We start from the raw sequence: 25,633 nt of genomic DNA, 5'->3' as shown, positions 1-25,633 counted from the left end.
CCTGTCTGCGAGAAAAAGAGCCGTTTCCGCTACAGCTGGAAGGCATAAACGCTGCCTAAGTCCAGCAGTCGCGTCAGTTCGTCCAGCGCTTCGCGCCCCTCTCTTAACAGCTGCGGATCAGCCAGATCCGCCTGCGTCAGGCGATCGCGATAGTGGCGATCCACCCAGCGATTGAGCGTGGCGAACAGGCTGTCGTTCATTATCACCGCCGGATTGAGCGCCTGCTGCTCCTGCGGCGTCAGCACCACGCGCAGGCGCAGACAGGCCGGGCCACCGCCGTTTTGCATGCTTTCACGCAGATCGAAACTGACCAGCTCGCGCACCGGGCCGCCCTGCTCCACCAGTTCGCTAAGATAGCGCCAGACGCCGGGATGCTGGCGCGACTCTTCAGGCAGCACCAGCAGCATGGAGCCGTCGTCGCGGCTCAGCAGCTGGCTGTTGAAGAGATAGGTACTGACCGCGTCCGCCACGGACACGCGACTGTCGGGCACCTCGATAGCGGTAAAGCCGGGTACGCGGCGCGCCAGCGTCGCCAGCAGCGCAGGCTGGTCGACAAACGCCTGCTGATGGCAGAACAGGACCTCGCGGTTGCTCACCGCGATAACGTCATTATGAAACACGCCCTGATCGATCACCTGCGGGTTCTGCTGCGCAAACAGCACCTGGCTGTCAGCAAGCTGATGCAGCCTGGCCACCGCCTGACTCGCCTGCAGCGTCTGGCGCGCAGGGTAGCGCCCCGGCGCGCTGCCGCCGTTATCGTCGCGTCCATAGACAAACAGCTGCAGGCTGCGTTCACCATACGCCGCGCCGAGGCGGTTATGGTTCGCTGCCCCTTCGTCGCCGAACAGCGCCACCTGCGGCAGCGCGTCGTGGACGGCGAAATGCTGCGGATCGCGGAAGATAGCACGCAGCAATCGGGCGGTTTGCGGCGATTCCATCGCGCGATGGAATTTATTATTCAGGTTTGCCGCGGTGAAGTGTACGCGTCCGTCGGCGCTGTCAGCCGAGGGCGACACCGTCGCCGCGTTGGCGACCCACATCGCCGAGGCGGAGCTGACCGCCGACAACAGGCCAGGGGAAGTTTTCGCCGCCTGCGCCAGCACCTGCTCGTCGCTGCCGCTGTAGCCGAGCTGGCGCAGCAGCGGCAGGTTTGGCCGCTCGTGCGGCGGGATCACGCCCTGCACAAAGCCGCGGTCCGCCAGCGCCTTCATCTTCAGCAGCCCCTGCTTCGCCGCCAGGCGCGGATTTGACGGCTGATGCTGGTTGCGCGTCGAAGCCTCATTGCCGAACGATAATCCGGCATAGTGGTGCGTCAGGCCGACCAGCCCGTCGAAGTTCGCTTCAATCGCTTTCATCATCGCCCCTCGCCCACAGAGAAATCGAGTCCCGGCGAGAGCGCGGCAGGCAGCGTCAGGTCAGGTGTCTCCAGCGACGCCATCGGCCAGGCGCAGTAATCCGCCGCATACCAGGCGCTGGCGCGATGATTGCCGGACGCGCCGATGCCGCCAAAAGGCGCGCTGCTCGCGGCACCGGTCAGAGGCTTGTTCCAGTTAACGATCCCGGCGCGCGCCTCCAGCAGCAGCTGATCGAACTGCGCGCGCGACGGCGAAATAAGGCCGCATGAGAGGCCATAGCGCGTGTCGTTGGCGAGGCGGATCGCCTCATCGAAGCTGTCATAGCGGATAACATTAAGCAGCGGCCCGAAGACCTCTTCATCCGGCAGGCCGCTGACCTGCGTGACATCGATAATGCCGGGCGTCAGCAGCGCATTGCCGCGCTGCGGCCAGCGCATTTCCAGCAGCGGCTTGCCGCCCAGCGCGACGCGCTGCTGCCAGGCCTGATAGATTTTTTCCGCCGCGCCGACGGAGATAGCGCTTCCCATAAAGGGCTGCGGGTCGGCGTTCCACGCGCCGGGCTGCAGCCGCGCGCTCACCTCTACCAGACGCTGTAAGAAAGCGTCACCCGCCGCGCCGCGCTTCACCAGCAGGCGACGTGCGCAGGTGCAGCGCTGCCCGGCGGTAATAAAGGCGGACTGAACGGCGATATGCACCGCCGCGTCGATATCAGCCGGATCTTCAACGATCAGCGCGTTGTTGCCGCCCATCTCCAGCGCCAGCATTTTTTCCGGCTGACCGGCGAACTGGCGATGCAACTGATAGCCGGTTCCCGCGCTGCCGGTAAAGAGCACGCCGTCGATCTGCGCTTCAGCCGCCAGCGCCTGGCCGGTTTCGCGCGCGCCCTGCAGCAGCGCCAGCACGCCGCGCGGCAGTCCCGCCTCTAGCCAGAGGCGTACGGTCTTCTCCGCCGTCAGCGGCGTCAGCTCGCTCGGCTTAAACAGCACGCAGTTGCCCGCCAGCAGCGCTGGCACAATATGGCCGTTGGGCAGATGACCGGGGAAGTTATAAGGACCGAAGACCGCCAGCACGCCGTGCGGACGATGGCGCAGCGAACTTTCGCCCTCGTGCTGTTCGCCAGTGCGCGTGTGAAAGGCTTTTACCGAGATAGCGACTTTATTGATCATCGCCTGCACTTCGGTCAGCGCCTCCCAGCGCGGCTTGCCGGTTTCGGCGGCGATGGTTTCCGCCAGTTCGGTTTTGTGGCTCTCCAGCAGCGCGGCGAAACGTTCAGCTATCGCCTGACGCTCGGCGAAAGGCCGACGCGCCCAGCCGGGAAAGGCTTCGCGGGCGGCGGCGGCGGCCTGCGCGATCTGCTCCGCAGTCGCGGACTCGCCCTGCCACAGGGTCTCGCCGAAGACCGGATCGATTTTACTTAAGGTGTCGCCGCGGCCCGGCAGCCAGTCGCCGTTAATCATTTGCGTCATGCTTTTTTCTCCTCGCCGCTCAGCGTCACCACGCGCAGGCTGTCGCCTGGCTGAACGTGCAATGCCCTGAGCTGATTCTCATTAAGTACGACGTCGTGCTGCTCGATACGTGCAGGCAGCAGCGCGACGCGAAAATGGTGATAGTCCAGATTCGCCACCAGGCAAAGCGGCGCATGGTCGTCCGGCTCGCCGAGCACGGCGCTGCGCACATGGCTTTTGCGGATGGCGCGGATGTCGTCGATCTCGCACTCCAGCGTCGGGCCGCCGTCGAAAATGTCGATATAGTTGCGGTAGCGGAACCCCTCCGCCTCAAGCACCGCGCGCGCGGGCGCGGTCTTCTCATGCACCTGACCGATAACCGCTTTCGCTTCCGGCGACAGGTAGTCGATATAGAGCGGATGCTTCGGCATCAGCTCGGCGATAAACGCCTTTTGTCCGGTGCCGCTGAGGAAGTCAGCCTTGCGAAACTCCATAGAGAAGAAGCGGCTGCCGACACTTTCCCAGAAGGGCGAATGCCCCTCTTCGTCGCTGACCCCGCGCATCTCCGCCACCACGCGATCCATAAACAGATGGCGAAAGTTGGCCATAAACAGAAAGCGCGATTTCGACAGCAGGTAGCCGTTTTTGCCGTCGCGGTAGTCAGGGTCAAGAAACAGCGTGCAGAGTTCGCTGCTGCCGGTATGGTCATTGCTCAGCGACAGCGTCGGCAGCGCCGCATAGACGTTAAGCTCTTTCGAGGCGTGCACCTGCGTGCCGACGCGAAAGTTATACCAGGGCTCCTGAAGTCCGACCGCCACCTCAATGGCGCAAATGCCCACGGCACGGTTGTCTTCGCTGTCCGCCAGTACAAAGACGTAGCCCTGTTCGGCGCGCGGCAGCGTGCCCTGCCAGGTTTGCAGCGATCGCTCAATGCGCGCCTGTAAGGTCGGGCTGTCGACGGGCAGCGATGTCAGCCCGCCGCCGGTTTTACCCGCCAGCGTCAGCAGCTGCGCCAGATCGTCATGTTCAACAGGGCGGATCACCATCATGATGTCGATCCTCGCGCCAGGTGTTCACAGGCGACGGCAAAGCGCGCCATGCCGGTTTTCACTTCCTGTTCGCTGATATTCAGCGCGGGCGCGAAGCGCACCACGTTAGCGCCGGCGATCAGCACCATCACGCCCTGCTCGGCGGCCGCCAGATTGAACTGTTTCGCTTTACCGGCATAATCCTCATTCAGCACCGCGCCAATCAGCAGGCCCAGGCCGCGCACCTCTTTAAACAGATGCAGCCGCTGGTTGATCTCCTCCAGCGCGTCGACGATCCACTGATGGCGTTCCTTCACGCCCGCCAGCGTCTCGGGCTGGTTGATCAGCTCCAGCGCCTTGCCCGCCACCGCGCCCGCCAGCGGATTGCCGCCGTAGGTGGTGCCGTGCGTGCCGACGCTCATCACCTGCGCCAGGTCTTCGCGCGTCAGCATCGCGCCGACAGGAAAACCGCCGCCCAGCGCCTTGGCGGTGGTGAGGACGTCCGGCGTTACGCCGTAGTGCATATAGGCGTAGAGCGAACCGGTGCGGCCTACGCCGCTCTGCACCTCATCAAAAATCAGCAGCGCCTGATGTTTATCGCACAGCTCGCGCAAACCGCGTAAAAAGGCGGGATCGGCGGGCAGTACGCCGCCCTCGCCCTGAATCGGTTCCACAATCACCGCACAGGTATTGTCGTCAATCTGTTGCGCCGCGGCCTCCAGATCGTTAAAAGGCGTATGGCGAATATCGGGCGGCAGCGGCGCGAAATCTTTTGAATAGGCGGGCTGGCCGCCAGCGGAAACGGTAAACAGCGTACGGCCGTGAAAAGCGTTATTAAAGGCAACGATGCCGCTTTTATGCGCGCCGAAACGATCGTGCGCCGTTTTACGCGCCAGCTTCAGCGCAGCCTCGTTGGCTTCGGCGCCGGAGTTACAGAAGAAAACGCGGTCAGCGAAGGTGGCGTCGATCAGCTGCTTCGCCAGGCGCAAAATCGGCTCATTGGTGAAGCCGTTACCGGTATGCCACAGGCGCGACGCCTGCTCGGTCAGCGCCTGCTGCAGCGCCGGATGCGCATGACCCAGCGCGTTAACCGCAATGCCGCCGGCAAAGTCGATATACTCTTTGCCGCTCTGATCCCAGAGTGTCGAACCCGATGCGCGGACCGGTACAAAGCTCGCGGGCGCATAGACCGGCACCATCCATTGATCGAAATCGTGACGCGAAACCTGCAGTGACATAACTGTTTCTCCTGCTTTCCCGCCCGGCGCGCCGGTGAGTAAAGCGAATGTTTTAAATTTGTGAAAGTTGGGTAAACGCAGCCTACTCTAGATTGCAGCATGCGTGCCAGCCAGAGAAAAAAATGCATAAAACAGTTGTCACGACGTAATATCAATAACTTATAAACATCAACTATTCATTTTAAGTGAATAAATAGTGAATAATTTTGACCGAAGCGCGCCTGCGCCGCAGAATCCGCAGCAGATTTATGCAGTTGCCAGAGTAAATATTGCTTTTGTGATCGCCCCTGACTTTTATGTTCAAATTCGGGCAAAACCTGCACCAGAGAGGCGCATGTTGCTTCACTGGTGGGCAAAAAATCGGGAAGGAAAGCAGCCGTTACGTTTTCTGCGAAACGGAATAACAACAGCGCGTCTGAACAAATAAAACCCTCTGGTGGAAAAGCGGACTATTTATCTTTCAGGAATGGGGGAATAAATAATGAGCATCGTCATTATTATTTCTGACGTTATTATCAGTGCAGAAATAAGATAATATGATGACCAGGCTATTTGTAAGCAAACTAATGATTAGGTATTTAACCTCAATAAATTCCATTGCTTTTTTTCAGTAAAGCTTGATGTCCACATGGGATTAGCCGGGGAAATAGAAATAGCCTAATCGCTTTACAGAAACCATTCACCCCACACAAAAAGACATTAAAATCATACAGATATTAATTCATAATTCTTTTTTCCTTTGTCAGATATAAATTTACGCCATACAGAAAAGGTTAATAACCAGGCAATGCATGGGCGAGGAAATTCATTGAAATATTTACTTACAGTTATTGCACTATGTCGCCCCACCCTTTTATGTCATTTTTCCTTCGCCCCAGATAGCGGGGAATAATAACAAACAGTGACAGGGTAAAAATAAATGATGAAGCGTGCTTTAGCGGCGACAGTCGTGTCGTCTCTGCTTGGAATATCTGCCGTTCAGGCAGCGGAAATTTATAATAAAGATGGCAACAAGCTCGACCTGGTGGGAAAAATAAACGTCTCGCATCTCTTTTCCAGTGACAGCACTAACGATGGCGATACCTCTTCCTACACCCGCCTCGGGTTCAAAGGCGAAACTAAAATTACCGATCGACTGACCGGCTATGGTTTCTGGCAGTATCAGTACAGCCTGCGCAACTCAGAAGGCAGCGACGCGCAGGCCGGGAACCGAACCCGTCTTGGCTATGCCGGTCTGAAATTCGGCAATGCCGGATCGCTGGACTACGGCCGTAACTACGGGCTGGTCTACGACGCGCTGGCCTATACCGATATGCTGCCCTTCTTCGGCGGGGATTCAGGTTACACCGATGCTTTCCTGGCGGGCCGCTCAACTGGCGTGCTGACCTGGCGCAACAAAGATTTCTTTGGTCTGGTTAAAGGCCTCAGCCTGGCCGCGCAGTATGAAGGCAAAAACGATCGCGCCGCCAATACCGACGGCGTGCGCCGCTCCAACGGCGACGGCTACGCCCTTTCCGCCAGCTACGATTTCGATTTCGGCCTGAGCTTTACCGGCGCATTCGCCAGTCTGGACCGCACCGAGGCGCAGAACGCGGCGGCGCGCGGTGAGGGTGATAAAGCGCAAAACTGGGCGACAGCGGTGAAATATGACGCTAACCAGATCTATCTGGCGGCGATGTATGGCGAGACGCTGAACGCCACGCCGATCAGCGGCGGCTTTGCCAACAAAGCGCAGAACGTTGAAGCCGTCGCGCAGTATCAGTTCCTGAACGGCCTGCGCCCGTCAGTAGGCTACGTCTCCTCGAAGGGCAAAGAGATTGAGAACATCGGCGACGCCGATATCTTCAAATATGTCTCGGTGGGCACGACTTACTACTTCAACAAAAACATGTCTGCCTACGTGGAGTACAAGATCAACCTGCTGAAGGAGAACAATCCGCTGGGACTGAAGACCGACGATATCACCGCCGTCGGCCTGATCTACCAGTTCTGATAACCTTCCCCACGCTGCGCCCGGTTTCTGTTAACCGGGCGCGCGTCGTACAAGCGCTTTTTGCCAGGGCTAATGCAGACGTAAAAGCCGCCTTCAGGTCAGGCGATAGTGTACGTCCGGCCGCAGCGGCGTCGGCAGCGTCTCCTCTTCACCCGCCATTTCTCGCAGGCTTATTTCAATATTGGCGCAGATAGCGTCCATCGGCAGATGGTTGTTCTGATAGCCAAAGGGCATCTCCAGCTCTTCCGCCAGCGTGTCCAGCGACAGAAAGGTATAGGAGATGAACATCGACACCAGCGGCGTCATCGCGTGCAGATCGGGCGCCAGCGCGAACGGCAGCAGCGTGCAGAAGAGATAGACGGTGCGGTGCAGCAGCAGGCCATAGGCGAAAGGCACCGGCATACTAGCCAGCCGCTCGCAGCCGCCGAGCACCGCCGCCAGCTGATTCAGGCTTTCGTCAATATTGCTCCATACCAGGTCGCTGATTTTGCCCTGACGACGCTGCTCCGCCAGCCAGTGCGACAGCTGAAGGTGCAGCATATTGGTCGGCGAGCGGCGCGACAGCACCCATTCGGCATCCTCGCCCAGCAGACGCTCCAGATCGGGGCGCGGATCGCTGCGGCGCAGCTGGTGCTTCAGGCTGTAGCAGAACGCCAGCAGCAGCGCCTGGATACGCGGCGCCTCGTCAGGAAAGAGCGCCAGCACCTGACGCTGTAGCGTGCGGCAGGCGATCAGCAGCGCGCCGAAAAAATGGCGCGCCTCGCTGAAGCGCGCAAAGCAGACGCTGTTGCGAAAGCCGAGAAACACGGCAATTGAGACGCCAAGCAGGCTAAACGGCGCCAGCGTCAGCCGGATGCCGAGCGTCTCGTACCAGTTGAGCAGCCAGAGCGCGAGCAGCGACATCAGCAAATTGAGAAACAAGCGAAACGAAATATCGGGCAGCACTGAGCCGTGCCAGGCGAACAAACGAACGAACCAATGGCGATGGGGACGAACGATCATGATGTGCAGGTGAAAAGGGATTTTGCGGCGATTCTGCGACTTTCCCGCCCGCCTTACCAGCGATAAATTGTGACAATTGTCACAATTTATCGCCCCAGGCCAGCGCGTCGCGATTTCCGCACGGGCTGGCTATTCCCGGATGCTGCCGCAGCGGGAAATAAGCGCTGCGACGACGCTTTTAGTTTCAGGTTTATCGGGCGCGTAATAGAACTGGACGCTGGTTTCTCTGTTGCTGAACGGCGCCACCTCAATCCAGGCGACCACCTCTGACTGCGAATTCAGAAGATTGAAGCGGTCTGTTCCGCCCGGCAAGGGGTCGTCTTTTTGCAGCTGGTGCTGCTGGCGCAGGGCTTCATTCTCCAGACAGGATTCAACCTCACCACGATAGGCGGAAAAGTAGCCGGTTGTGGTTTGCGGATGGAGCGAGACCTGGCCCACATCGACGCAGCCGCATAAAAAACAGCTAAACAGACAAAGTGAGATGCGTTTCATTTCATTACCAGCCTGAAGGAAAAGAGTAAGGCGAAAAGACCTGGCGCCTTCGCTGAGTTGAGCTTTCCTCAGAACAGGCTCAGAGCGCCATGATATCGAAGCGATCGGACGCCTGCCCCGCATCCAGACGCATCGGCGGCTGCACCTTCAGCGTAATCCAGTTCGAGGTGACGCGCTGCTGTTTATCATCCTCCAGCGTCACTGACAGGTGATATTCGTTGCTGGCGCCTGGTGAATCATCCCACGCGGGCACGATCAGGCTCCAGCCCTGCGGCTGGCTGTTATCCCCCGGCGGCGTCAGGCTCAACGCCTGCGTATCGCCCTGCCAGCTCACTGCCTTAATGGGATTGCTGTGGCGGATCTGCAATTTAAGCGGCAGGCTTTCGCCCGGCGTCAGCTGCCAGGGCGGCGTGGCGAGAAACACCGACAACGTTTTGCGCTGGCGGAAATCGAGCACCGGCGTATCTGAACGCGTGACGCGATCGTAGCGGCTGCCGCGCAGTGAACGCGCCTCGTCGACGTTGCTCGCCTCCAGCTGTTTGCTCAGCGCCACGCCGAAGCGATAGTTGAGCTTCAGGCCCAGCTGGTCCTGCGTCTCGCCCGCGCTGCTGGTTTTATGGCTGGCGGAGAAGGTCACCAGCGGCACCGGGGTATAGGAGACGCCGAGCGACAGCGCGGAAGGATTATGATAGCGGTTGCCGCTGTGGAACAGATCGACGTTGTCGCCCAGGTACTGCTCCCAGCTCAGCGAGACGCCCAGCTGACGATAGAACGGCAGATAGCTCTGAGTGGTGATGTCGTAGCCGCGCGCCATGCGCTGCTGCTGCGTTTCGCCGCTGTTCTTCCAGCTGCCCAGCGGGTGATAGTAGTTAGCGGAGAAGCGCAGATTTTCATTCCAGGCTTCGGTGCCGAGCGAGGCGCGCTGCTGGCCAATCTCAAAGCTGCGATCGAGAAAGGCGTTATAGCCCAGCAGCCAGTCTGGGGTAACCCAGCGCTGGCCCAGCCCGACATTGCCCACCAGCCCGTCGCTGGTGTCGCGCACCCCCACCTGGCTAAAGGTCAGATGGCTGCGCTCGTCCGCCAGCGCGGTAAAGAGATCGCCGCCGGTGCCGGTAAAGCTGCCTTGCATATCCACCATCAGATCGAGCTGCGCATTGCCGTAGGGCGACAGCAGCGACTTCCCTTCGCTTTCGACGCGGTTCGCTACCTCGTCGCGAAAGTGATTAAAGGCCCACACGCCCGCCTGCTGGCCGAAGCTGGTGCTGTTGTCGCTGTTCTGGCTCGCTTCGCCGATGCTTTTGGCGATAGCAGCGAGGCGCTTGTTCCACTCGTCGTCGCCCTGCGCGTTGCCCAATGACGGCAGCGCCGCCAGCTGCTGGTTAAAGCGCGTTGGATCGTCGAATGGCGCATCCGCGACGGAGGCGCTGTCAGTGAACGCCTGAGCAGCAGGCACGCTGGAAAGAATCGCCGCAGCGACCAGACAGAAAGGAAAAAACAGCCGGGTATTGGGGTGAAAAAACATAGCGTAGTAAGGCGTTTTTCGGCTAATTAACGAGACCTGTCTCACAAAATGCATGAAATTTATTTTAACACAGCAGGATTTATTTGCAGGAAAAGCGGGAAAAACAGCGGAGAAAGGCGAGAACAGGCTGGATAAGCACGCCGCTTATCCAGCAGAGAAAGCGAATCAGGAGAAAATCAGCCCGCCATCGACGTTGATGGTCTGGCCGGTAATATAGCGCGCATCCTCAGAGGCGAGGAACGCCACCAGCCCGGCGACATCCTCTGGCTGGCCGGCGCGCTTCAGCGGAATATTTTGTACCCACTCCGCCATCAGCTCACCCTTGCCATATTTTTTCTGCCCGGTGCTGAGGATTTCGCCCCAGACGCGATCGTTATAATCCCACATCTCGCTTTCGATAATGCCGGGACAGAAGGCGTTCACGGTGATATGCCAGGGCGCCAGCTCCAGCGCCAGGCTCTGGGTAATGCCGATGACGCCCATCTTGCTGGCCGCATAGTGCGGCGTGTAGATAAATCCCTGTCGCCCCTGGCCCGACGAGGTATTGATCAGGCTGCCGCCGTTCTGCTGCACCATATACTTCGCCGCTTCGCGACAGCAGAGCCAGACGCCGGTGGTGTTGACCGCCAGTACCTTCTCGAAGTCCGCTTTCGGCATGGCGTCGAAGCGATCGATCGTGATCACGCCTGCGTTCTGAATCGAAACATCGATCCGGCCAAAGCGCTCAAACGCCTGCTGGTAAAGCTGCTGCACCGCCTCTTCATCGGTGACGTCCACCTGCAGCGCGAGGATCTCGCTGCCGTACTGCCCTTTTAGCGCCTCGGCGGTGGCGAATACCCGCTCGGCGTTGGACACCATTACCAGGTTCGCGCCGTCGCGCGCAAAGCGCTCAGCGATGCCCGCGCCGATGCCGCGACAGGCGCCGGTTATCACTACGGTTTGTCCTTGAAAATTACGCGTCATATTGCCCTCCGCTTATCCATGACTGACTTCAGATACCGATGTCGACTGCTGCTTTTTTTCATGGCGACGCAGCAGCACCACTTTGCTTTGTAACCGTTGCTGGAACTGATCGATCACCACGGCGGTGACAATCACCAGCCCCTTGATCACCATCTGCCAGAAGTCGCTGACGCCCATCATCACCATGCCGTCGGCAAGGAAGACGATAACGAACGCGCCGATAATCGAGCCGGAGACGCGCCCGCGGCCGCCCGCCAGCGCCGTACCGCCCAGTACCGTGGCGCCGATAGCATCCATCTCAAACATGTTGCCGGTCATCGGGTGCGCGGTTTGCAGCTGCGACGCGACTACCAGCCCCACCAGCCCGGCGCAGAGGCCAGAGAAGGCGTAGACGAAAATTTTCACTTTTACGATCGGCACGCCTGCCAGCCGTGCGGCCGACTCATTGCCGCCGGTGGCGTAGATATAACGGCCCAGCGGCGTTTTGCGCGTCAGATAGAGCCCGAGCAGCAGAAAGGCCACCATCAGCCAGATCGGCAGATAGACGCCGAGCAGCGTGCCGGAGCCGAGAAAGGCGAAGCCGGTGTTGCCCAGCGCCGGTATGCCGACCAGATTGGCGTAGGTGCTGCCGTCGTTAAATAGCAGCGCCGCGCCGCGCGCTACGTACATCATGCCGAGGGTGCAGATAAAGGGCGCGACGCCGAGCCGGGTGATCACCGCGCCGTTCACCAGCCCGATAATCACGCCGAACAGCGCCACCGCGAGGATCACCTCCGGCACGTTAAGAAACAGGGTATTGCCGTGCCACAGCGGCACGCCGCTGGTGTGCAGCGCGCCCGCCACCATGCCGCAGATGCCCGCCACCGCGCCGACCGAAAGATCGATGCCGCCGGTAAGGATCACCAGCGTCATGCCGATCGCCAGCAGTCCGGTAATGGCGACATGCTGCGTCATAATCAGCAGGTTCGACGGCGTAAGAAAGTTCGGCACCATCACGCTGAAAAAGCCGATGACAATCAGCAGCGCAATAAAGGTGCGCGCTTTCAGCAGGTACATATAGAGCAGGTATTTTTGGTTCATCATCTCTCCTGCAGGCGGTCACAGCCGCCCGTCATGCCGCGGAAACCCGCGGCTAGTCATGCGGCGTCGAGGCCGTAATCAGTTTTTCGCGCGTCGCTTCGGCGCGGGTTAAATCGGCAGTGATACGTCCATCGGCCATAACCAGCACGCGGTCCGCCAGCGCCATCACCTCATCCAGTTCGGAAGAGGAGAACATCACCGCCAGTCCCTGCTGCGCCAGCGTGCCGATCAGGTGATAGACGTCGGTTTTCGCGCCGACATCGATGCCGCGCGTTGGCTCATCCAGCAGCACCACCTTCGGCCCGGTCATCAGCGCCTTGCCCAGCACCACCTTCTGCTGATTGCCGCCGCTCAGGGAGGTGATCGGCAGCTCAGGATCGCTGACTTTAATCGCCAGGTGCTGGATCATCTCGTCCACGCGCTGCTTCTCTTTCGCGGGATGCAGCAGGCGCAGCGCGCGGCGGAAACCGCGCAGGCTGAGATCGGTCAGCGTCATGTTGGCGGTGATCGACATCAGCTGCACCACGCCCTCGCCCTGGCGATCCTCCGGCACCAGCGTGATGCCGCGCTTCAGCCGCTGCTGAAAGCTGCATCGCTCCAGCGCGCTGCCCGCCAGCCGCACCTTGCCCGCCTGGCAGTGCATCAAACCGATCAGCCCCTTAAACAGCTCGGTGCGTCCCGCCCCCAGCAGGCCGTAAATGCCGATGACCTCGCCTTTGCGCAGCGAGAAGCTGACGTCGTTCAGCCGGTAGCCGCCGTTCTGATGCAGTGCGGTAAGGCCCTCCACCTCCAGCACCGTTTCGCCCTGCGGCGCCGCCTGATAGTCGAAGTGCTTTTTCTTGTCGCCGACCATCTGCTCAATAATCCAGGGCACGCTGGCGTCGCGCACGTCGCGCTCGCTGATAAAGCGGCCGTCGCGGAAAATGGTGATGTGGTCGCCGATCTCCATCAGCTCCTCCAGCCGGTGTGAGATATAGATAATGGTGACGCCGCGCCGCTTCAGCTGGTCGATAACGTTGAACAGCACCTTGACTTCCGACTGGCTGAGCGCGCTGGTCGGCTCGTCCATAATCAGCACGCGCGTGTCTTTGGAGAGCGCCCGCGCGATCTCCACCATCTGCTGATGGCCGATGCCCAGCTCGCCCAGCGGCGCGCGAGGATCGACATCCAGCTCCAGCCGTTCAAGCAGCGATTTCGCCAGCGCGTACTGGTACTTCTCATTGATAACCCCGCGCTGAAAGAACTCATTGGCGATAAAGATGTTGTCCATCACGTTCATGTTGGGAAACAGGTTCAGCTCCTGAAAAATAATGCTGATGCCCTGTTTTTCCGCCTGATGCGTCGAGGAGAGTGACACCGGCTGACCGTCGAGCAGGATTTCGCCGCTGGAAGGCGTCTCCACGCCAGCCAGCATCTTCATCATGGTGGACTTGCCCGCGCCGTTTTCGCCAATCAGCACGTTGACCTTGTTGCGGTAGACGCGGTAGTTGACCTGATCGAGCGCGGTAACGCCGGGATAGATGCGCGACAGGCCGCGCGTCTCAATAATCACCTCGCTGGCCGCGTCCGTCTGGGAATGCTGCATAACCGCTCCTTACTGCCGCGCGATGGCGACAGGCGTCACGTTAGGGATCTGCTGCGGCACGTCCCAGCTGCTGAACACGCCCGTCAGCTGAACCTTGTCGCCCACTTTCGGTTTGAAGGCGGTCATCATGCTGGAGGCCTGCTGATTGATGGCGCGGCCGTAGTCGCCGAACAGCACCTGATCGTTGAAGTCCTGATAGCTCGCCCCTTTAAAGGCGTCGCGCAGCGCGGTGCCGGGGATAATCGGGCCGGTCTGCACCGTTACGTTTTCGCCGGAGCGATCTTTCACCGTCATGCGGCCGTTGCGCGACGTGGTATTGACCGCTGTTACTTCGCCGCTGACGCTGACGCTAAAGACGCAGGGGTTTTCCGCCTGGCTGCGGTAGCCGAGGGTGCTACAGGCGGTATCGAAATCTTTCGCCGACTGCAGCGCCTTCAACAGCTCGTCCGCCGGTTTCGCGTCGTGCTGCACCTGCGGCACCAGCTGCTCACGCCACGTCCGGGCGATGTTCGCCATCTTTGGATTAGGCGGATTTTTCAGATCCGCCAGCTCCTGCTGCGACACAATGCGGCAACCGCTGAGCACCATCATGGGAAGCAGAAGCCAGAGTCGTCTGTCCATTCGTTTCTCCTGGCGCCCGCCGGGCATGGGCGCCGCTGCGATTAATTACGACTTAAAGTTGAAGTCCTGCACGCCGCTGGCGTTATCCGGCGTAATCAAAATGCCGCGGAACATTACGCGCTGCTTCGCCGGTTTAGTGCCTTTCTGAATGAAGTTATCCAGGTCGGTAACGCCCTGCGCGGCGATGGCCTGCGCCTGCAACATAACCGTGGCTTTCAGCGTGCCGGCCTTCACCGCGTCGCGTTCGTCGTTGCTGCCGTCGATGCCGACCACGGTCACGTCGTCGCGTCCCGCCGCCTTCAGGGCGGCAATCGCGCCCAGCGCCACCGGACCGTTGCCGCAGATCACCCCTTTTACATCCGGATGCGCCTGCAGGATGCTGTCCATAATGCGCTTGCCGTCGATCAGGGTGCCCTTTGCATCCTGCCGCGCCACGCTCTGCATATCGGGATACTGGTCCAGCACCTGATGGAAGGATTTAGATCGCGTTACGCAGTTGTTGTCCGCCAGATTGCAGGTCAGTTCGGCGTATTTGCCCTTCTCGCCCATCTTCTCGACGAACACGGTGGCGACGTCGGAACCGGCCTGGAAGTTGTTATGGGTGATCTGCTCCAGCGCCACGTCATCCACCGGGATTTCGCGGTTGATCAGCACCACCGGAATACCGGCGTCTTTGGCTTTTTTAATCGCGGCGACGCTGGCGGTAGAGTCGGCGTTGTCCAGAATAATGCCCTGCACTTTTTTACCGATGGCGGCGTCAATCAGCTCGCTCTGCTTCTTCACATCTTCGCCGTGGGAGAGCACCGAGGTTTTGTAGCCCAGCGCCTGCGCCTTCAGGTTGGCGCCTTTGGCTTCCGAGGCGTAGTAGGGATTATCCAGCGAGTTAACGAGGATCATAATGGTGCCTTTTTCCGCCGCGAAACCGGCACTGGAGAAGAGGCTGGCGGCTATGGCGGTGCACAACAGGGAGCGGATTTTCATAATGATGTTCTCTCTTTTAGTTGTAGGGTCGTGACGCTTCAGGGGTGAGGTGTTGCCTTACCAGATGGTAAAACCGCCATCGATCATCAGATCGGCGCCGGTAATCATGTCGCTGCCGTTGCTGGCGAAAAACAGCACGGCAGCGGCGATTTCGTCGGTGTAGGCGAAGCGCCCTAAGGGGATCAGCTTTTTCATCTGTTCGCCCTTTTCGCCGCGCCAGGCTTTTTCGCCCATCGGCGTCAGCACCACGGTGGGCGAGAGGGTGTTAACGTTGATGCGGTGCGGCGCAAACTCTTTTGCCATCACTTTGGTCATGCCGAGCAGGCCCGCTTTCGCGGAGGTATAGGCGACGTGATTGTCGATAGCGATCGAAGCCGCCTGCGAGGCGATATTAATGATTTTGCCGCCGTTGCCCGCCGCGACCATGCGTTTGCCCGCCGCCTGTGCGCAGAGAAAAGGCCCGGTCAGATTGACGGCGATCTGCTTCTGCCATTCGGCGAAATCGGTCTCCAGCACCGGCTGCAGCATCACGTAGCCGGCGCAGTTGATCAGAATGTCGATCTGGCCGTAGTGGCGCGCCACTTCATCAAACGCCTGCTCCACCGAGGCCGGATCGGTGACGTCGCAGGTGACAAACAGCACCTTATCGGCGTCGAAAGCGTCGCGCAGGCTGGCCACCTTTTCCGCTTCGAAAGGGGGATAGAGCAGCGCCAGACGTGCGCCTTTCGCCAGCAGCATCTCGTTGCTCGCCATGGCGATGCCCCCTAACCCGCCGGTCACCACCGCCACTTTGCCGCCAAGATCCAGGTTGCTGTCGACGCCGTAGCGCAGGTTTACGTCATATTCGCTGCTCATCTGTTCCTCTCTTGTCTCATGCGGGCGACCGGTCCAGTTAAAAACGAATTTTTTCCGGGCTTACGGGATATTTGACTTTCGAACAAAAATATAAGCTATCGAAACGCAATGGTATGTGGGTGAGATCAAATTTCATACACCTCGTAGTAATTATTTTTATCCCCTTGTTTTAGCGTGATATAGCGTATACAGCTCAGGCGCGGCATGGATAAAGACGCTACGTGAACCCAGCACATTCAATAACATGCGGCCAAATCATTTTCGTTCGAAAACAAAAACAACGATGGGTCGTCTCGCATTCGCTAAAAGTGCGGGGTAAACTCAGCGACAGGCGTGTACTCGCCCGAAAAGACCGGGTTTGAGAAGAGGGAGCATTTCGATTGAAAAGCAAAATTGAGCAGCTTGCCGATATGCAGCAGCGTCGTGAAAAGATTCTGGAGATGATCCGCGAAGACGGTACGGTGACGGTTAAGGCGTTGACGGAAGTCTTCGGCCTGACGGAGGCCACCATCCGCACCGACCTGAGAATGCTGCAAAAGCAGGGCTTTGTGCAGCGCTATCACGGCGGCGCGACGCTGATGACCGGCAAGCAAAATACCGGCGCGCTGCTGCTGGAGCGGCAAACTCATCTGGAAGAGAAAGAGGCGATTGGACGTCTGGCGGCGCAGCATATCGAAAATGGCGACACGGTGATTTTCGATTCAGGCACCACGACTACCGCTATCGCCGAGGCGATCGGCCATATTCGCCGTCTGTCGGTGGTGACGACGGCGGTCAATATCGCCCTGAAGCTGGGCGGCGAACCGGGCATCAACATTCTGCTCACCGGCGGCACCTTTAAATTCCCGACGCTCTCTACCTCTGGCGAAAAGGCGGCGCGCTTTTTTGAAAACGTGCTGGCGCAAAAGCTGTTCCTCGCCACCGCCTGCATTTCACCGCGCCTGGGCCTCAGCTTTCCCAGCGAAACCGATATCAAAGTGAAAATGGCGATGATCAACTCCGCCAGTACGGTTTATGTGGTGGCGGACTCCAGCAAAATCGACAAGGTGTCGATGTTCGCGCTGCCCTGCGACTGGAGCCATATCCACTATCTGATCACCGATGACGGCATCAGCGCGGCGCAGATCGCCGCCTTTGAAGCGCTCGGCGTCAACGTGCTGGTGGCCTCGCTGCCGCAGGCGCAGCGCCGGGCGGTTTAAGCCTGAGCGACGGCGGCGCTTTGCTGCGCGGCTGACGCGTAGCGCACCACCTCGCCGACGATCAGCAGCGACGGAGAGACCGGCCGCTGCTCCTCTACCGTCTGCGCCAGCCCGGCCAGCGAGGTGATCAACACCCGCTGATCCGCTCGCGTGCCGTTCTCGATAATCGCCACCGGCGTATCGCCCGCGCGGCCCTGGCGCTGAAGCTGCGCGGCGATCGAGGCGCTCCAGCGCAGTCCCATATAAAACACCAGCGTCTCGCGGGCGTCGCTGAACGCCCGATCCGCCAGCTGCGGCTCGCCGAGTTTGCCGTGGCCGGTGATCAGGCGCAGCGACTGGGCGCAGTCGCGGTGCGTCAGCGGAATATTGCTGGCCGCGGCGCAGCCCACGGCGGCGGTAATGCCGGGCACCACCTCGCAGCGCACCTGCGCCTGCTGCAGAAAAGCCAGCTCTTCGCCGCCGCGCCCGAAGATAAAGGGATCGCCGCCTTTCAGACGCACCACCTCGCGGCCGCCGCGCGCCAGATCCGCCAGCAGCTGATTGATCTCGCCCTGCTTCAGCCCGTGGCGGCCTGGCTGCTTGCCGACGTCGATACAGAGCGCCGAGGCTGGTACCTCCGCCATCACCGCCTCGCTCACCAGCCGGTCATAGACCACCACCTCCGCCTGATGCAGCAGCCTCAGCGCTTTTACCGTCAGCAGCTCGACGTTGCCCGGCCCCGCGCCGACCAGCCAGACGCGCCCTTCTCCTTCGCCCGGCGACAAAAGTTTATTCAGTGAATCGATCGCGTTGGTCATAGAGTTCTCCGTTACGCCGTCGCCGGCGTTGATAACAGCAGTTTCAGTTCAGGCAGGCAGGAGCCGCAGTTGGTGCCGCACTTCAGCGCGGCGCCCAGCGCCGCAGGCGAGTCGCAGCCCTGCGCCACGGCCTGCCTGATCGCCGTTTCGCCGACGCCGAAGCAGCTGCAGATGATGCGCCCCGCGCTGTTGCCCTGCGCCGCCCGGCCCGCCAGCAGCGCAAAACGCCCGGCGGCGTCGGCGGGCGGTGCGCGAAAGGCGGCGGCGATAAGTTCATGGTCGAGCAGCGGCAGGCGCGGCGCGGCGTAGAACGCCAGCTGCAGTTCGCCCGCGCGCCATGCCAGCAGCCGATACTCTCCCGCCGCGCCCTGCGCCAACTGGAGTTGCATACCCTGGGTTGCCAGCTGCGCCTGCGCCCAGTCGCTCGCGTTGCCATCGCCCGCCAGCGTCAGCCGCTGCGCGCCCGATTGTGGCGCGCGCGCCCAGTAGCGCAGCCCGGACGGCGCAGCAACTTCGCGCTGCCACAGCCAGCCCTGCCAGCCGGTACGCAGCGGCTGGATACGCACCGCCGTCTGCTTCAGCGCCGGCTGGCCCGACGCAGGACAGCAGCGCGCCGTCACCAGCGCATCGACGTTGCTCTGCAGCGCAAACTGGCGGTTCCAGTGCATCGGCGCAAACAGCTCGTTAAGCCGCATACCGCTGTCGAAACGCACCCGCCCGATCATCCAGCCATGCGTCGACTGCACCCGCGCCAGCTCGCCGCTGACAAGGCCCCGGCTCCGCGCTGTCGCGGGATGCAGCGCGATAAAAGGCTCGTCGATATGCTGCATCAGACGCGGCACGTTGCCGGTGCGCGTCATGGTGTGCCACTGATCGCGAATGCGCCCGCTGTTCATCAGCAGCGGATACGCCTCGCTGGTCAGATCATCCAGCGGCGCGGCGCAGGGCAGCAGCCGCGCTTTGCCGTCGGCATGGAAAAAGCGGCGATCGCCGAACAGCCGGGCGCAGCCCTGCGGGAAGCGCGCGTTAACCGGCCACTGCACCGGTTTCAGCCGATCCCACGCCTCGTTGCTGAGCGGCGCCAGCCCGCTGATGTCAAAGGCGCGCTGCCCCTGGTTTTCAAAGCCGGAAAGCGCGGCATGTTCGCGAAAGATTTCCGCCGGATGCTGCCAGCCAAAGGCATTGCCGAAGCCGAGCCGCTGCGCCACCTGCGCCAGCAGCCACCAGTCCGGCTTCGCCTCGCCGGGCGGCGGCGCAAATGCGCGCTGGCGCGAGATGCGTCGTTCGGAGTTGGTGACGGTGCCGTTTTTCTCGCCCCAGCCGAGGGCGGGCAGCAGAATATCGGCAAAGGCCGTGGTGTCGGTATGCGCCATCACGTCGGAGACGATCACCAGCGGACAGGCGGCAAGCGCCTGCGCTACCCGGTTGCCTTCGGGCATCGATACCGCCGGGTTGGTGCCCAGGATCCACACCGCCTTCACCTCGCCGCGCGCCACCGCCTCAAACAGCGCGACGGCGGTCAGGCCAGGCCGACGCGCCACCGTCGGGCTGCCCCAGAAGCGCTGCAGCCGGTCACACTCCGCGTCGCTGAAACCCATATGCGCCGCCAGCTGATTTGCCAGTCCACCCACCTCGCGTCCGCCCATGGCATTAGGCTGACCGGTCAGCGAGAATGGCCCGCAGCCCGCGCGGCCCAGCTTGCCGCTCAGCAGATGGGCGTTAAGGATAGCGTTGTTGTGGTCGCTGCCGCTCGCTGACTGATTGATGCCCATGCACCAGAGCGTCAGCACGCGATCGCTGCCGGTAAACAGCTGATAGAACTGGGCGAGCTGGTCGCGATCCAGCGCGCAGGCATCTGCCGCGCGCGCCAGCGTCCAGGGCCGCGCAGCCTCCAGCGTCTCCGCGACGCCGTTCAGGTGCGGCAGCATCTCGCTGTCGATGGCGTTATGCTGCGCCAGCCAGTTAAGCAGGCCGCTGAACAGCGCGCCGTCGCTACCCGGCCGCAGCGGCAGGTGCAGATCCGCCAGATCGGCGCTTGCGGTGCGGCGCGGATCGATAACCACCACGCGCATCGCCGGGCGCTGCTGCTTCGCCTGTACCAGCCGCTGATACGCCACCGGATGCGTCCAGGCGGCGTTAGAGCCTGCCAGCACCACCAGATCCGCCTCGGCGAAATCTTCATAGCAGCAGGGCACCGCATCCGCGCCGAAGGCGCGCTTATAGCCCACCACCGCCGAGGCCATACAGAGTCGCGAGTTGGTGTCGATATTGGCCGCGCCGAGATAGCCCTTCATCAGCTTGTTGGCGACGTAGTAATCCTCGGTGAGCAGCTGCCCGGAGGCGTAGATCGCTACCGCTTCCGGGCCGTGCCGATCGATAATGGCGCGCAGGCGTACAGCGGCGCTCTCCAGTGCCGCATCGAGCGACACGCGTTCGCCATCCACCTGCGCCCACAGCAGCCGTCCGCTGGCGTGCAGGGTTTCGCCCAGCGCCGCACCCTTGACGCACAGTCGCCCGAGGTTCGCCGGATGGCTGGCGTCGCCCGTGACCGTGCCGTCGGCGCGTACGCTGACGCCGCAGCCGACGCCGCAGTAGGGACAGGTGGTATTCATGAGGCCTCCGCCATCAGCTTCAGCGGCCGGTTCGCCACCCAGATGCGCCCCGCTTCCAGCTTCACCGGCCAGCAGCGCAGCTGGTGCTGCGGGTTGTCGAGGCTCTGTCCGTCGCGCAGCCGCACGCGCTGTTTATAAAGCGGCGAGATCACCACCGGCTCACCCGCCACATCGCCAAGAATGCCGCGCGACAGCACGCTGACGTCGCTGCCCGGCTCGCGATCCTCCAGCGCGTAAAGCGCGTCGCCGAAGCGGAACAGCGCGATGCGCTCACTGCCGAGCCGCGCGCCAATGCCCGCCTGCGGCGGCACCGCCGTAAAATCGCACAGCGCGCTCCAGGGTTCGGCGGGCATTTGTAGTATCGGGATATGCGACTGCGCCGCAGGCTGGCGCTGCTCGCGCACCCGGTCGTAGTGCAGCGTCTCGTCCGGCCGATCGCTGTTGACTGCGGCGGTGAAGAGCGCGCGCCGCGACGGATCCGCCAGCGTGGTTTGCCATTCGCACTGGTAGCTTGCGACCACGCGCTGCATCTCCGTCTCCAGCGTCGCCGCAATGCCCAGGCTATCCTCAATAACCACCTGACGCAGATAGTCGAGGCCGCCCTCGAGGTTATCCATCCAGACGCTGGTGCGCTGCAGCCGGTCGGCAGTGCGCACATAGAACATCAGGATACGGTCGACGTAGCGGATCAGCGTCTCGTCGTCGAGATCGCTGGCGAAGAGATCGGCATGGCGCGGCTTCATGCCGCCGTTGCCGCAGACGTAGAGATTCCAGCCCTTCTCGGTGGCGATCACGCCAATATCTTTGCTCTGCGCTTCGGCACACTCTCGGGTGCAGCCCGACACCGCCATCTTGATCTTGTGCGGCGCACGCAGCCCTTTGTAGCGGTGCTCCAGCGCAATGGCGAAGGCGGTAGAGTCCTGCACGCCGTAGCGGCACCAGCTGGAGCCGACGCAGGATTTTACCGTGCGCAGCGATTTGCCGTAGGCGTGACCGGTTTCAAAGCCCGCCGCCAGCAGCGCTTCCCAGATGGCGGGCAGCTGGTCCAGCCGCGCGCCAAAAAGATCGATACGCTGGCCGCCGGTAATTTTGGTGTAGAGATCGTAGCGCGCCGCCACTTCGCCGATAGCGATCAGCCCCTGCGGCGTGATCTCGCCGCCCGGTACGCGCGGCACCACGGAATAGGTGCCATCTTTCTGGATATTGGCGAAATAGCGATCGTTGGTGTCCTGCAGCGGCAGGTGCGCCGGTTTGAGCAGGTAGTCATTCCAGCAGGAGGCAAGCAGCGACGCCGCCAGCGGCTTGCAGACCTCGCAGCCGTGGCCGCGCCCGTGCGCCGCCAGCAGGGCGTCCCAGCTTTTTAGCTCGCCGACGCGGATCAGGTGATAAAGCTCCTGACGCGAGCAGGCGAAATGCTCGCAAATATCCTTTTTCACCTCGACGCCGAGGTTCGCCAGCTCGCTCTCCATAACCTGTTTGACCAGCGCTGAGCAGCCGCCGCAGCCGGTGGCCGCACGGGTGCACTGCTTCACCGCCGCCAGATCGCCGCAGCCACTCTGCACGGCGGCGCAGATGTCGCCCTTGCTGACGTTATGGCAGGAGCAGACCTGGGCGCTCTCAGGCAGCGCCGCCACGCCCGATGTACGGGCCGGCGCGCCCGCCAGCGCGGGCAGGATCAGGCTCTCCGGCGCATCGGGCAGCGCCATCTGATTCAGCATGAGCTGCAGCAGCGTGCTGTAGTCGCCGCTGTCGCCCACCAGTACGCCGCCAAGCAGGCGCTTACCGTCGCCGCATACGACGATTTTCTTGTAGACGCCTTTAGGTTCGTCAGTCCAGAAGTAGCTCTGACTGCCTGGAGTGCGGCCATGCGCATCGCCGAACGAGGCGACTTCCACGCCAAGCAGCTTGAGACGGGTGCTCATATCCGCGCCGCTAAAGGCGCTCGCCTCGTCGGCGAGGTGCCCGGCCAGCACCCGCGCCATCTGGTAGCCGGGTGCCACCAGGCCGAAGACCTGCCCGTTCCAGAGCGCGCACTCGCCGATGGCGAACACCGCGTCGTCGCTGGTCTGGCAGAGGTCATTGATCTCAATGCCGCCGCGCGGGCCGAGGGTTAATCCCGCCTCGCGCGCCAGCTCGTCGCGCGGACGGATGCCCGCCGAGAAGAGCAGCAGATCGGTGGACAGGGTTTCGCCGTCGGCGAAGTGCAGCGTCAGGCTGCCGTCTGCCTGGCGGTCGATGCGCTGCGTCTGCTTAGCGGTATGCACCTGCACGCCGAGCGCGTCGATTTTCCGCCGCAGCATCTGCGCACCGCCCTCATCCAGCTGCACCGCCATCAGGCGCGGCGCGAACTCGACCACATGCGTCTCCAGCCCGAGCTGACGCAGCGCGTTGGCCGCCTCCAGCCCCAGCAGGCCGCCGCCGATTACCACGCCGCGACGGCTGCCGCGCGCGCAGGCGGAGATGGCGTCGAGATCGTCCAGCGTGCGATAGACGAAGCAGCGCGCGTCGTCGTGGCCGGGGATGGGCGGCACGAAGGCGCGTGAGCCGGTGGCGAGCACCAGCTTGTCCCATGCCAGCTCGTCGCCGCGGCTGTCGCGCAGGCTGCGCTGCTGACGATCGATAGCGACGACCTGACAGCCGCTGCGCAGTTCTATGCCGTGCGCGGCAAAAAAGTTCTCATCGACCAGCGATAAATCCGCCGCGCTTTTGCCGTCGAAAAAGGAGGAGAGATGCACGCGGTCATAGGCGGGCTGCCGCTCTTCGCCGTAGACCACGATCTGATAGCGCTGATGCAGCGCGCGCGCCACCAGCTGCTCAAGGAAATGGTGACTGACCATGCCGTGACCGACCACGGCTAATACCGGTTTACTCATCATCGGGCTTCCTGCAGCCTGCGGCTGCGCTTCGGGTTGATTATCAAAAAGGGTGTGAAGAGCGGCGTTATCGCCCGCCTGTAGTTTTGCCAGCAGCGGCGCGGCCTGCTGGCAGTCGCCGTAAAGCAGCACGCCGCACAGGCGACCGTCGCGCAGAAACAGACGGCGATAGTCGCCGGAGAGAGGATCGAAGCTGGTGCAGCTCTCCGCCTCGCGAATATCGCCCGCGCTGAACAGCGAGATACCGCTCACCTTGAGGCGGGTGCCGCTTTCCTGGTAACGGAAATCAGCGATCGGCCGATCGGCCAGCTGCGCCGCCAGCACGTCCGCCTGCGCCAGACAGGGCGCCACCAGACCAAAGGTTTCGCCGCTGATTTCGCAGCATTCGCCGAGCGCGTAGACGTCGGGTAATGCGCTGCGCAGCTGGCGATCCACCAGGATGCCGCGCCGACAGGGCACACCCGCTGCCGCCGCGACGGCGATCTCTGGTTCAACGCCGATGGCGATCACCACCTGCGCGGCGGGCAGCGTGCGGGCGTCTGCCAGTACGACGCCCGCTGCGGTCACCTCAGCCAGTCCGCTGTTAAGCTCCACGCGCAGGCCGCGCGATTCCAGCTGCCTGCACAGCAGCGCCCCCGCCTGGGCATCCAGCTGGCGATCCAGCAGCCAGGCTTTATGGTGCAACAGCGTCACCTCGCGCCCCTGCGCGCGCAGCGCGGCAGCGGCCTCGATACCGAGAAAACCGCCGCCCAGCACCACCACCGGCCCCGCGCCGGCCAGCAGCGCATCGACATCCTCTTTTGTGCGAAAGCCGTAGACCTGCGGCTGCGCAATGCCGGGTATGGCGGGCAGCCGCGGGCGCGATCCGGTGGCAAACACCAGCCGATCCCACGCCAGCGCGCGCCGATCGGTGCGGAGCCGACGCGCAGCGAGATCGACCGCCTGCACCCTTTCGCCCGCCAGCAGCGTGATGCCCTGTCGCCGGTACCAGTCGCGCGTGTGAATCAGCGTCTCCTCGAAGCTTTTCTCACCCGCCAGCACCGGCGAGAGCAGCACGCGGTTATAGTTGCCGTGCGGCTCGCGTCCGATCACCGTGATGGCGTAACGATCCGGCGCGAGGCGCAGCAGGCTTTCCACCATGCGCATTCCCGCCATGCCGTTACCCACCACCAGCAGCCGTTGCTTCATATGCGGCTCCTCAGGCTGCCGAGGTCTGTTTTTCATAAAGGAAATGCAGGATCTGCTGGCGTAGCTGGTGGTAGCGCGCGTCATCCGCCAGCGCGACCCGCGAACGCGGCCTGGGGAGATCGATATTCAGTATCTCGCCCACCTTCGCCGCCGGGCCGTTGGTCATCATCAGCACCCGGTCAGAGAGCAGCACCGCCTCGTCGACGTCGTGGGTGATCAGCACGATCGTGGTGTTCAGCTCCTGCTGAATGCGCATCACGCTCTCCTGCAAATGCGCGCGCGTCAGGGCGTCAAGCGCGCCGAACGGCTCGTCGAGCAGCAGGACGCGCGGCTTCATCGCCAGCGCGCGCGCAATGCCGACGCGCTGCTTCATGCCGCCGGAGATCTCGCCGGGACGCTTGTGCATCGCATGGCTCATCTGCACGCGGTTCAGATTGTGCTCAATCCACTCCGCCATTTCCGCTTTATCCATGCGGCCGTTGAACACCTGCCGCACCGCCAGCTCCACGTTCTGCCAGGCGGTCAGCCAGGGCAGCAGCGAATGGTTCTGAAACACCACCGCGCGCTCCGGCCCTGGCCCGGCGATTTCGCGGTTGTCGCACAGCAGCACGCCGCTGCTCGGCGCGGTCAGCCCGGCGATCAGGTTGAGCAGCGTCGATTTGCCGCAGCCCGAGTGCCCAATCAGGCTGAGGGTCTCTCCTTCGTGAATGTCGAACGAAACGTTATCCAGGGCGAGGAAGTCGCCGCCCGCCGTCGTGAAACGCTGACTGACCTGCTGAACGCGAATAATCGGTGACATAGCGG

The 25,633-nt window shown here is 62.0% G+C and carries 20 protein-coding genes; 3 read left to right on the top strand and 17 right to left on the bottom strand.

Annotated elements, in window-relative coordinates:
* Nucleotides 1-29 precede the first annotated feature (29 nt).
* From astB to EKL29_RS02745, 4 genes are read right to left on the bottom strand one after another with little or no spacing between them, the layout of a single operon-like run.
* Nucleotides 30-1,355 carry an N-succinylarginine dihydrolase gene (gene astB / locus EKL29_RS02760; protein WP_126688966.1) on the bottom strand — a complete coding sequence of 442 codons (1,326 nt, stop codon included), beginning with the start codon at nt 1,353-1,355 and terminating at the stop codon, nt 30-32.
* Nucleotides 1,355-2,821, bottom strand: coding sequence for a succinylglutamate-semialdehyde dehydrogenase (astD, locus tag EKL29_RS02755; protein ID WP_120452339.1), 1,467 nt, complete (start codon nt 2,819-2,821; stop codon nt 1,355-1,357). The genes astB and astD overlap by 1 nt, the downstream gene beginning before the upstream one ends.
* A complete protein-coding gene (gene astA / locus EKL29_RS02750) occupies nt 2,818-3,849 on the bottom strand; it encodes an arginine N-succinyltransferase (protein WP_120452337.1) in 1,032 nt (343 codons plus the stop codon). The genes astD and astA overlap by 4 nt, the downstream gene beginning before the upstream one ends.
* Entirely contained in the window at nt 3,846-5,066 is a 1,221-nt protein-coding gene (locus EKL29_RS02745) for an aspartate aminotransferase family protein (protein WP_120452336.1), read from the bottom strand. Before EKL29_RS02745 ends, astA begins: the two co-directional genes overlap by 4 nt.
* Nucleotides 5,067-5,262: 196 nt before the next feature.
* Between EKL29_RS02745 and EKL29_RS02740 the strand changes: the two genes are divergently transcribed.
* Together EKL29_RS02740 and EKL29_RS02735 are read left to right on the top strand one after the other, a co-directional pair.
* The gene (locus tag EKL29_RS02740) at nt 5,263-5,493 is read left to right on the top strand and encodes a hypothetical protein (protein WP_126688797.1); all 231 of its coding nucleotides are present in this window, start codon (nt 5,263-5,265) and stop codon (nt 5,491-5,493) included.
* Nucleotides 5,494-5,985: 492 nt separating this feature from the next.
* Nucleotides 5,986-7,059 carry a porin gene (locus EKL29_RS02735; protein WP_269949110.1) on the top strand — a complete coding sequence of 358 codons (1,074 nt, stop codon included), beginning with the start codon at nt 5,986-5,988 and terminating at the stop codon, nt 7,057-7,059.
* 93 nt (nt 7,060-7,152) lie between these two features.
* Here EKL29_RS02735 and EKL29_RS02730 read toward each other — a convergent pair whose 3' ends face one another.
* The 9 genes from EKL29_RS02730 to EKL29_RS02690 form a co-directional block, all read right to left on the bottom strand.
* On the bottom strand, nt 7,153-8,061 hold the full coding sequence (locus EKL29_RS02730; RefSeq protein ID WP_126688796.1) for a bestrophin family protein: 909 nt from the start codon (nt 8,059-8,061) through the stop codon (nt 7,153-7,155).
* Between the two features lie 129 nt (nt 8,062-8,190).
* Complete coding sequence (locus EKL29_RS02725) at nt 8,191-8,553, bottom strand: hypothetical protein (protein WP_126688795.1); 363 nt, start codon at nt 8,551-8,553, stop codon at nt 8,191-8,193.
* A 79-nt stretch (nt 8,554-8,632) separates the two neighbouring features.
* Nucleotides 8,633-10,075: a YchO/YchP family invasin gene (locus EKL29_RS02720; protein WP_126688964.1), complete on the bottom strand. Its 1,443-nt coding sequence runs from the start codon at nt 10,073-10,075 to the stop codon at nt 8,633-8,635.
* A gap of 165 nt (nt 10,076-10,240) precedes the next feature.
* Nucleotides 10,241-11,038, bottom strand: coding sequence for a glucose 1-dehydrogenase (locus tag EKL29_RS02715; protein WP_120452326.1), 798 nt, complete (start codon nt 11,036-11,038; stop codon nt 10,241-10,243).
* 12 nt (nt 11,039-11,050) lie between these two features.
* The gene (locus EKL29_RS02710; protein WP_126688963.1) at nt 11,051-12,118 is read right to left on the bottom strand and encodes an ABC transporter permease; all 1,068 of its coding nucleotides are present in this window, start codon (nt 12,116-12,118) and stop codon (nt 11,051-11,053) included.
* A gap of 52 nt (nt 12,119-12,170) precedes the next feature.
* Entirely contained in the window at nt 12,171-13,703 is a 1,533-nt protein-coding gene (locus EKL29_RS02705; protein ID WP_126688794.1) for a sugar ABC transporter ATP-binding protein, read from the bottom strand.
* A gap of 9 nt (nt 13,704-13,712) precedes the next feature.
* On the bottom strand, nt 13,713-14,324 hold the full coding sequence (locus tag EKL29_RS02700; RefSeq protein WP_120452320.1) for a DUF2291 family protein: 612 nt from the start codon (nt 14,322-14,324) through the stop codon (nt 13,713-13,715).
* 45 nt (nt 14,325-14,369) lie between these two features.
* A complete protein-coding gene (locus EKL29_RS02695) occupies nt 14,370-15,305 on the bottom strand; it encodes a D-ribose ABC transporter substrate-binding protein (RefSeq protein WP_120452318.1) in 936 nt (311 codons plus the stop codon).
* 57 nt (nt 15,306-15,362) lie between these two features.
* The gene (locus tag EKL29_RS02690; RefSeq protein WP_120452316.1) at nt 15,363-16,160 is read right to left on the bottom strand and encodes a GolD/DthD family dehydrogenase; all 798 of its coding nucleotides are present in this window, start codon (nt 16,158-16,160) and stop codon (nt 15,363-15,365) included.
* A gap of 380 nt (nt 16,161-16,540) precedes the next feature.
* On the opposite strand from EKL29_RS02690, the gene EKL29_RS02685 reads away from it, so the two are divergent.
* Nucleotides 16,541-17,359: a DeoR/GlpR family DNA-binding transcription regulator gene (locus tag EKL29_RS02685; protein WP_126688793.1), complete on the top strand. Its 819-nt coding sequence runs from the start codon at nt 16,541-16,543 to the stop codon at nt 17,357-17,359.
* On the opposite strand, the gene cobA is transcribed toward EKL29_RS02685, so the two are convergent.
* The 4 genes from cobA to EKL29_RS02665 are packed head-to-tail and all read right to left on the bottom strand — an operon-like array spanning nt 17,356 to nt 25,628.
* Nucleotides 17,356-18,156, bottom strand: coding sequence for a uroporphyrinogen-III C-methyltransferase (gene cobA, locus EKL29_RS02680; RefSeq protein WP_126688792.1), 801 nt, complete (start codon nt 18,154-18,156; stop codon nt 17,356-17,358). The genes EKL29_RS02685 and cobA overlap by 4 nt on opposite strands.
* Nucleotides 18,157-18,167: 11 nt before the next feature.
* Nucleotides 18,168-20,768 carry a nitrate reductase gene (locus EKL29_RS02675; protein WP_126688791.1) on the bottom strand — a complete coding sequence of 867 codons (2,601 nt, stop codon included), beginning with the start codon at nt 20,766-20,768 and terminating at the stop codon, nt 18,168-18,170.
* Nucleotides 20,765-24,829: a nitrite reductase large subunit NirB gene (gene nirB / locus EKL29_RS02670; RefSeq protein WP_126688790.1), complete on the bottom strand. Its 4,065-nt coding sequence runs from the start codon at nt 24,827-24,829 to the stop codon at nt 20,765-20,767. Before nirB ends, EKL29_RS02675 begins: the two co-directional genes overlap by 4 nt.
* A 10-nt stretch (nt 24,830-24,839) precedes the next feature.
* On the bottom strand, nt 24,840-25,628 hold the full coding sequence (locus EKL29_RS02665; RefSeq protein WP_126688789.1) for an ABC transporter ATP-binding protein: 789 nt from the start codon (nt 25,626-25,628) through the stop codon (nt 24,840-24,842).
* Nucleotides 25,629-25,633 lie beyond the last annotated feature (5 nt).

Origin of the sequence: Pantoea sp. YU22 (genome assembly GCF_003970755.1) — a bacterium.
Taxonomy (GTDB): Bacteria; Pseudomonadota; Gammaproteobacteria; order Enterobacterales; family Enterobacteriaceae; genus Pantoea; species Pantoea piersonii.
This window is presented reverse-complemented; position numbering and strand designations above follow the sequence as displayed.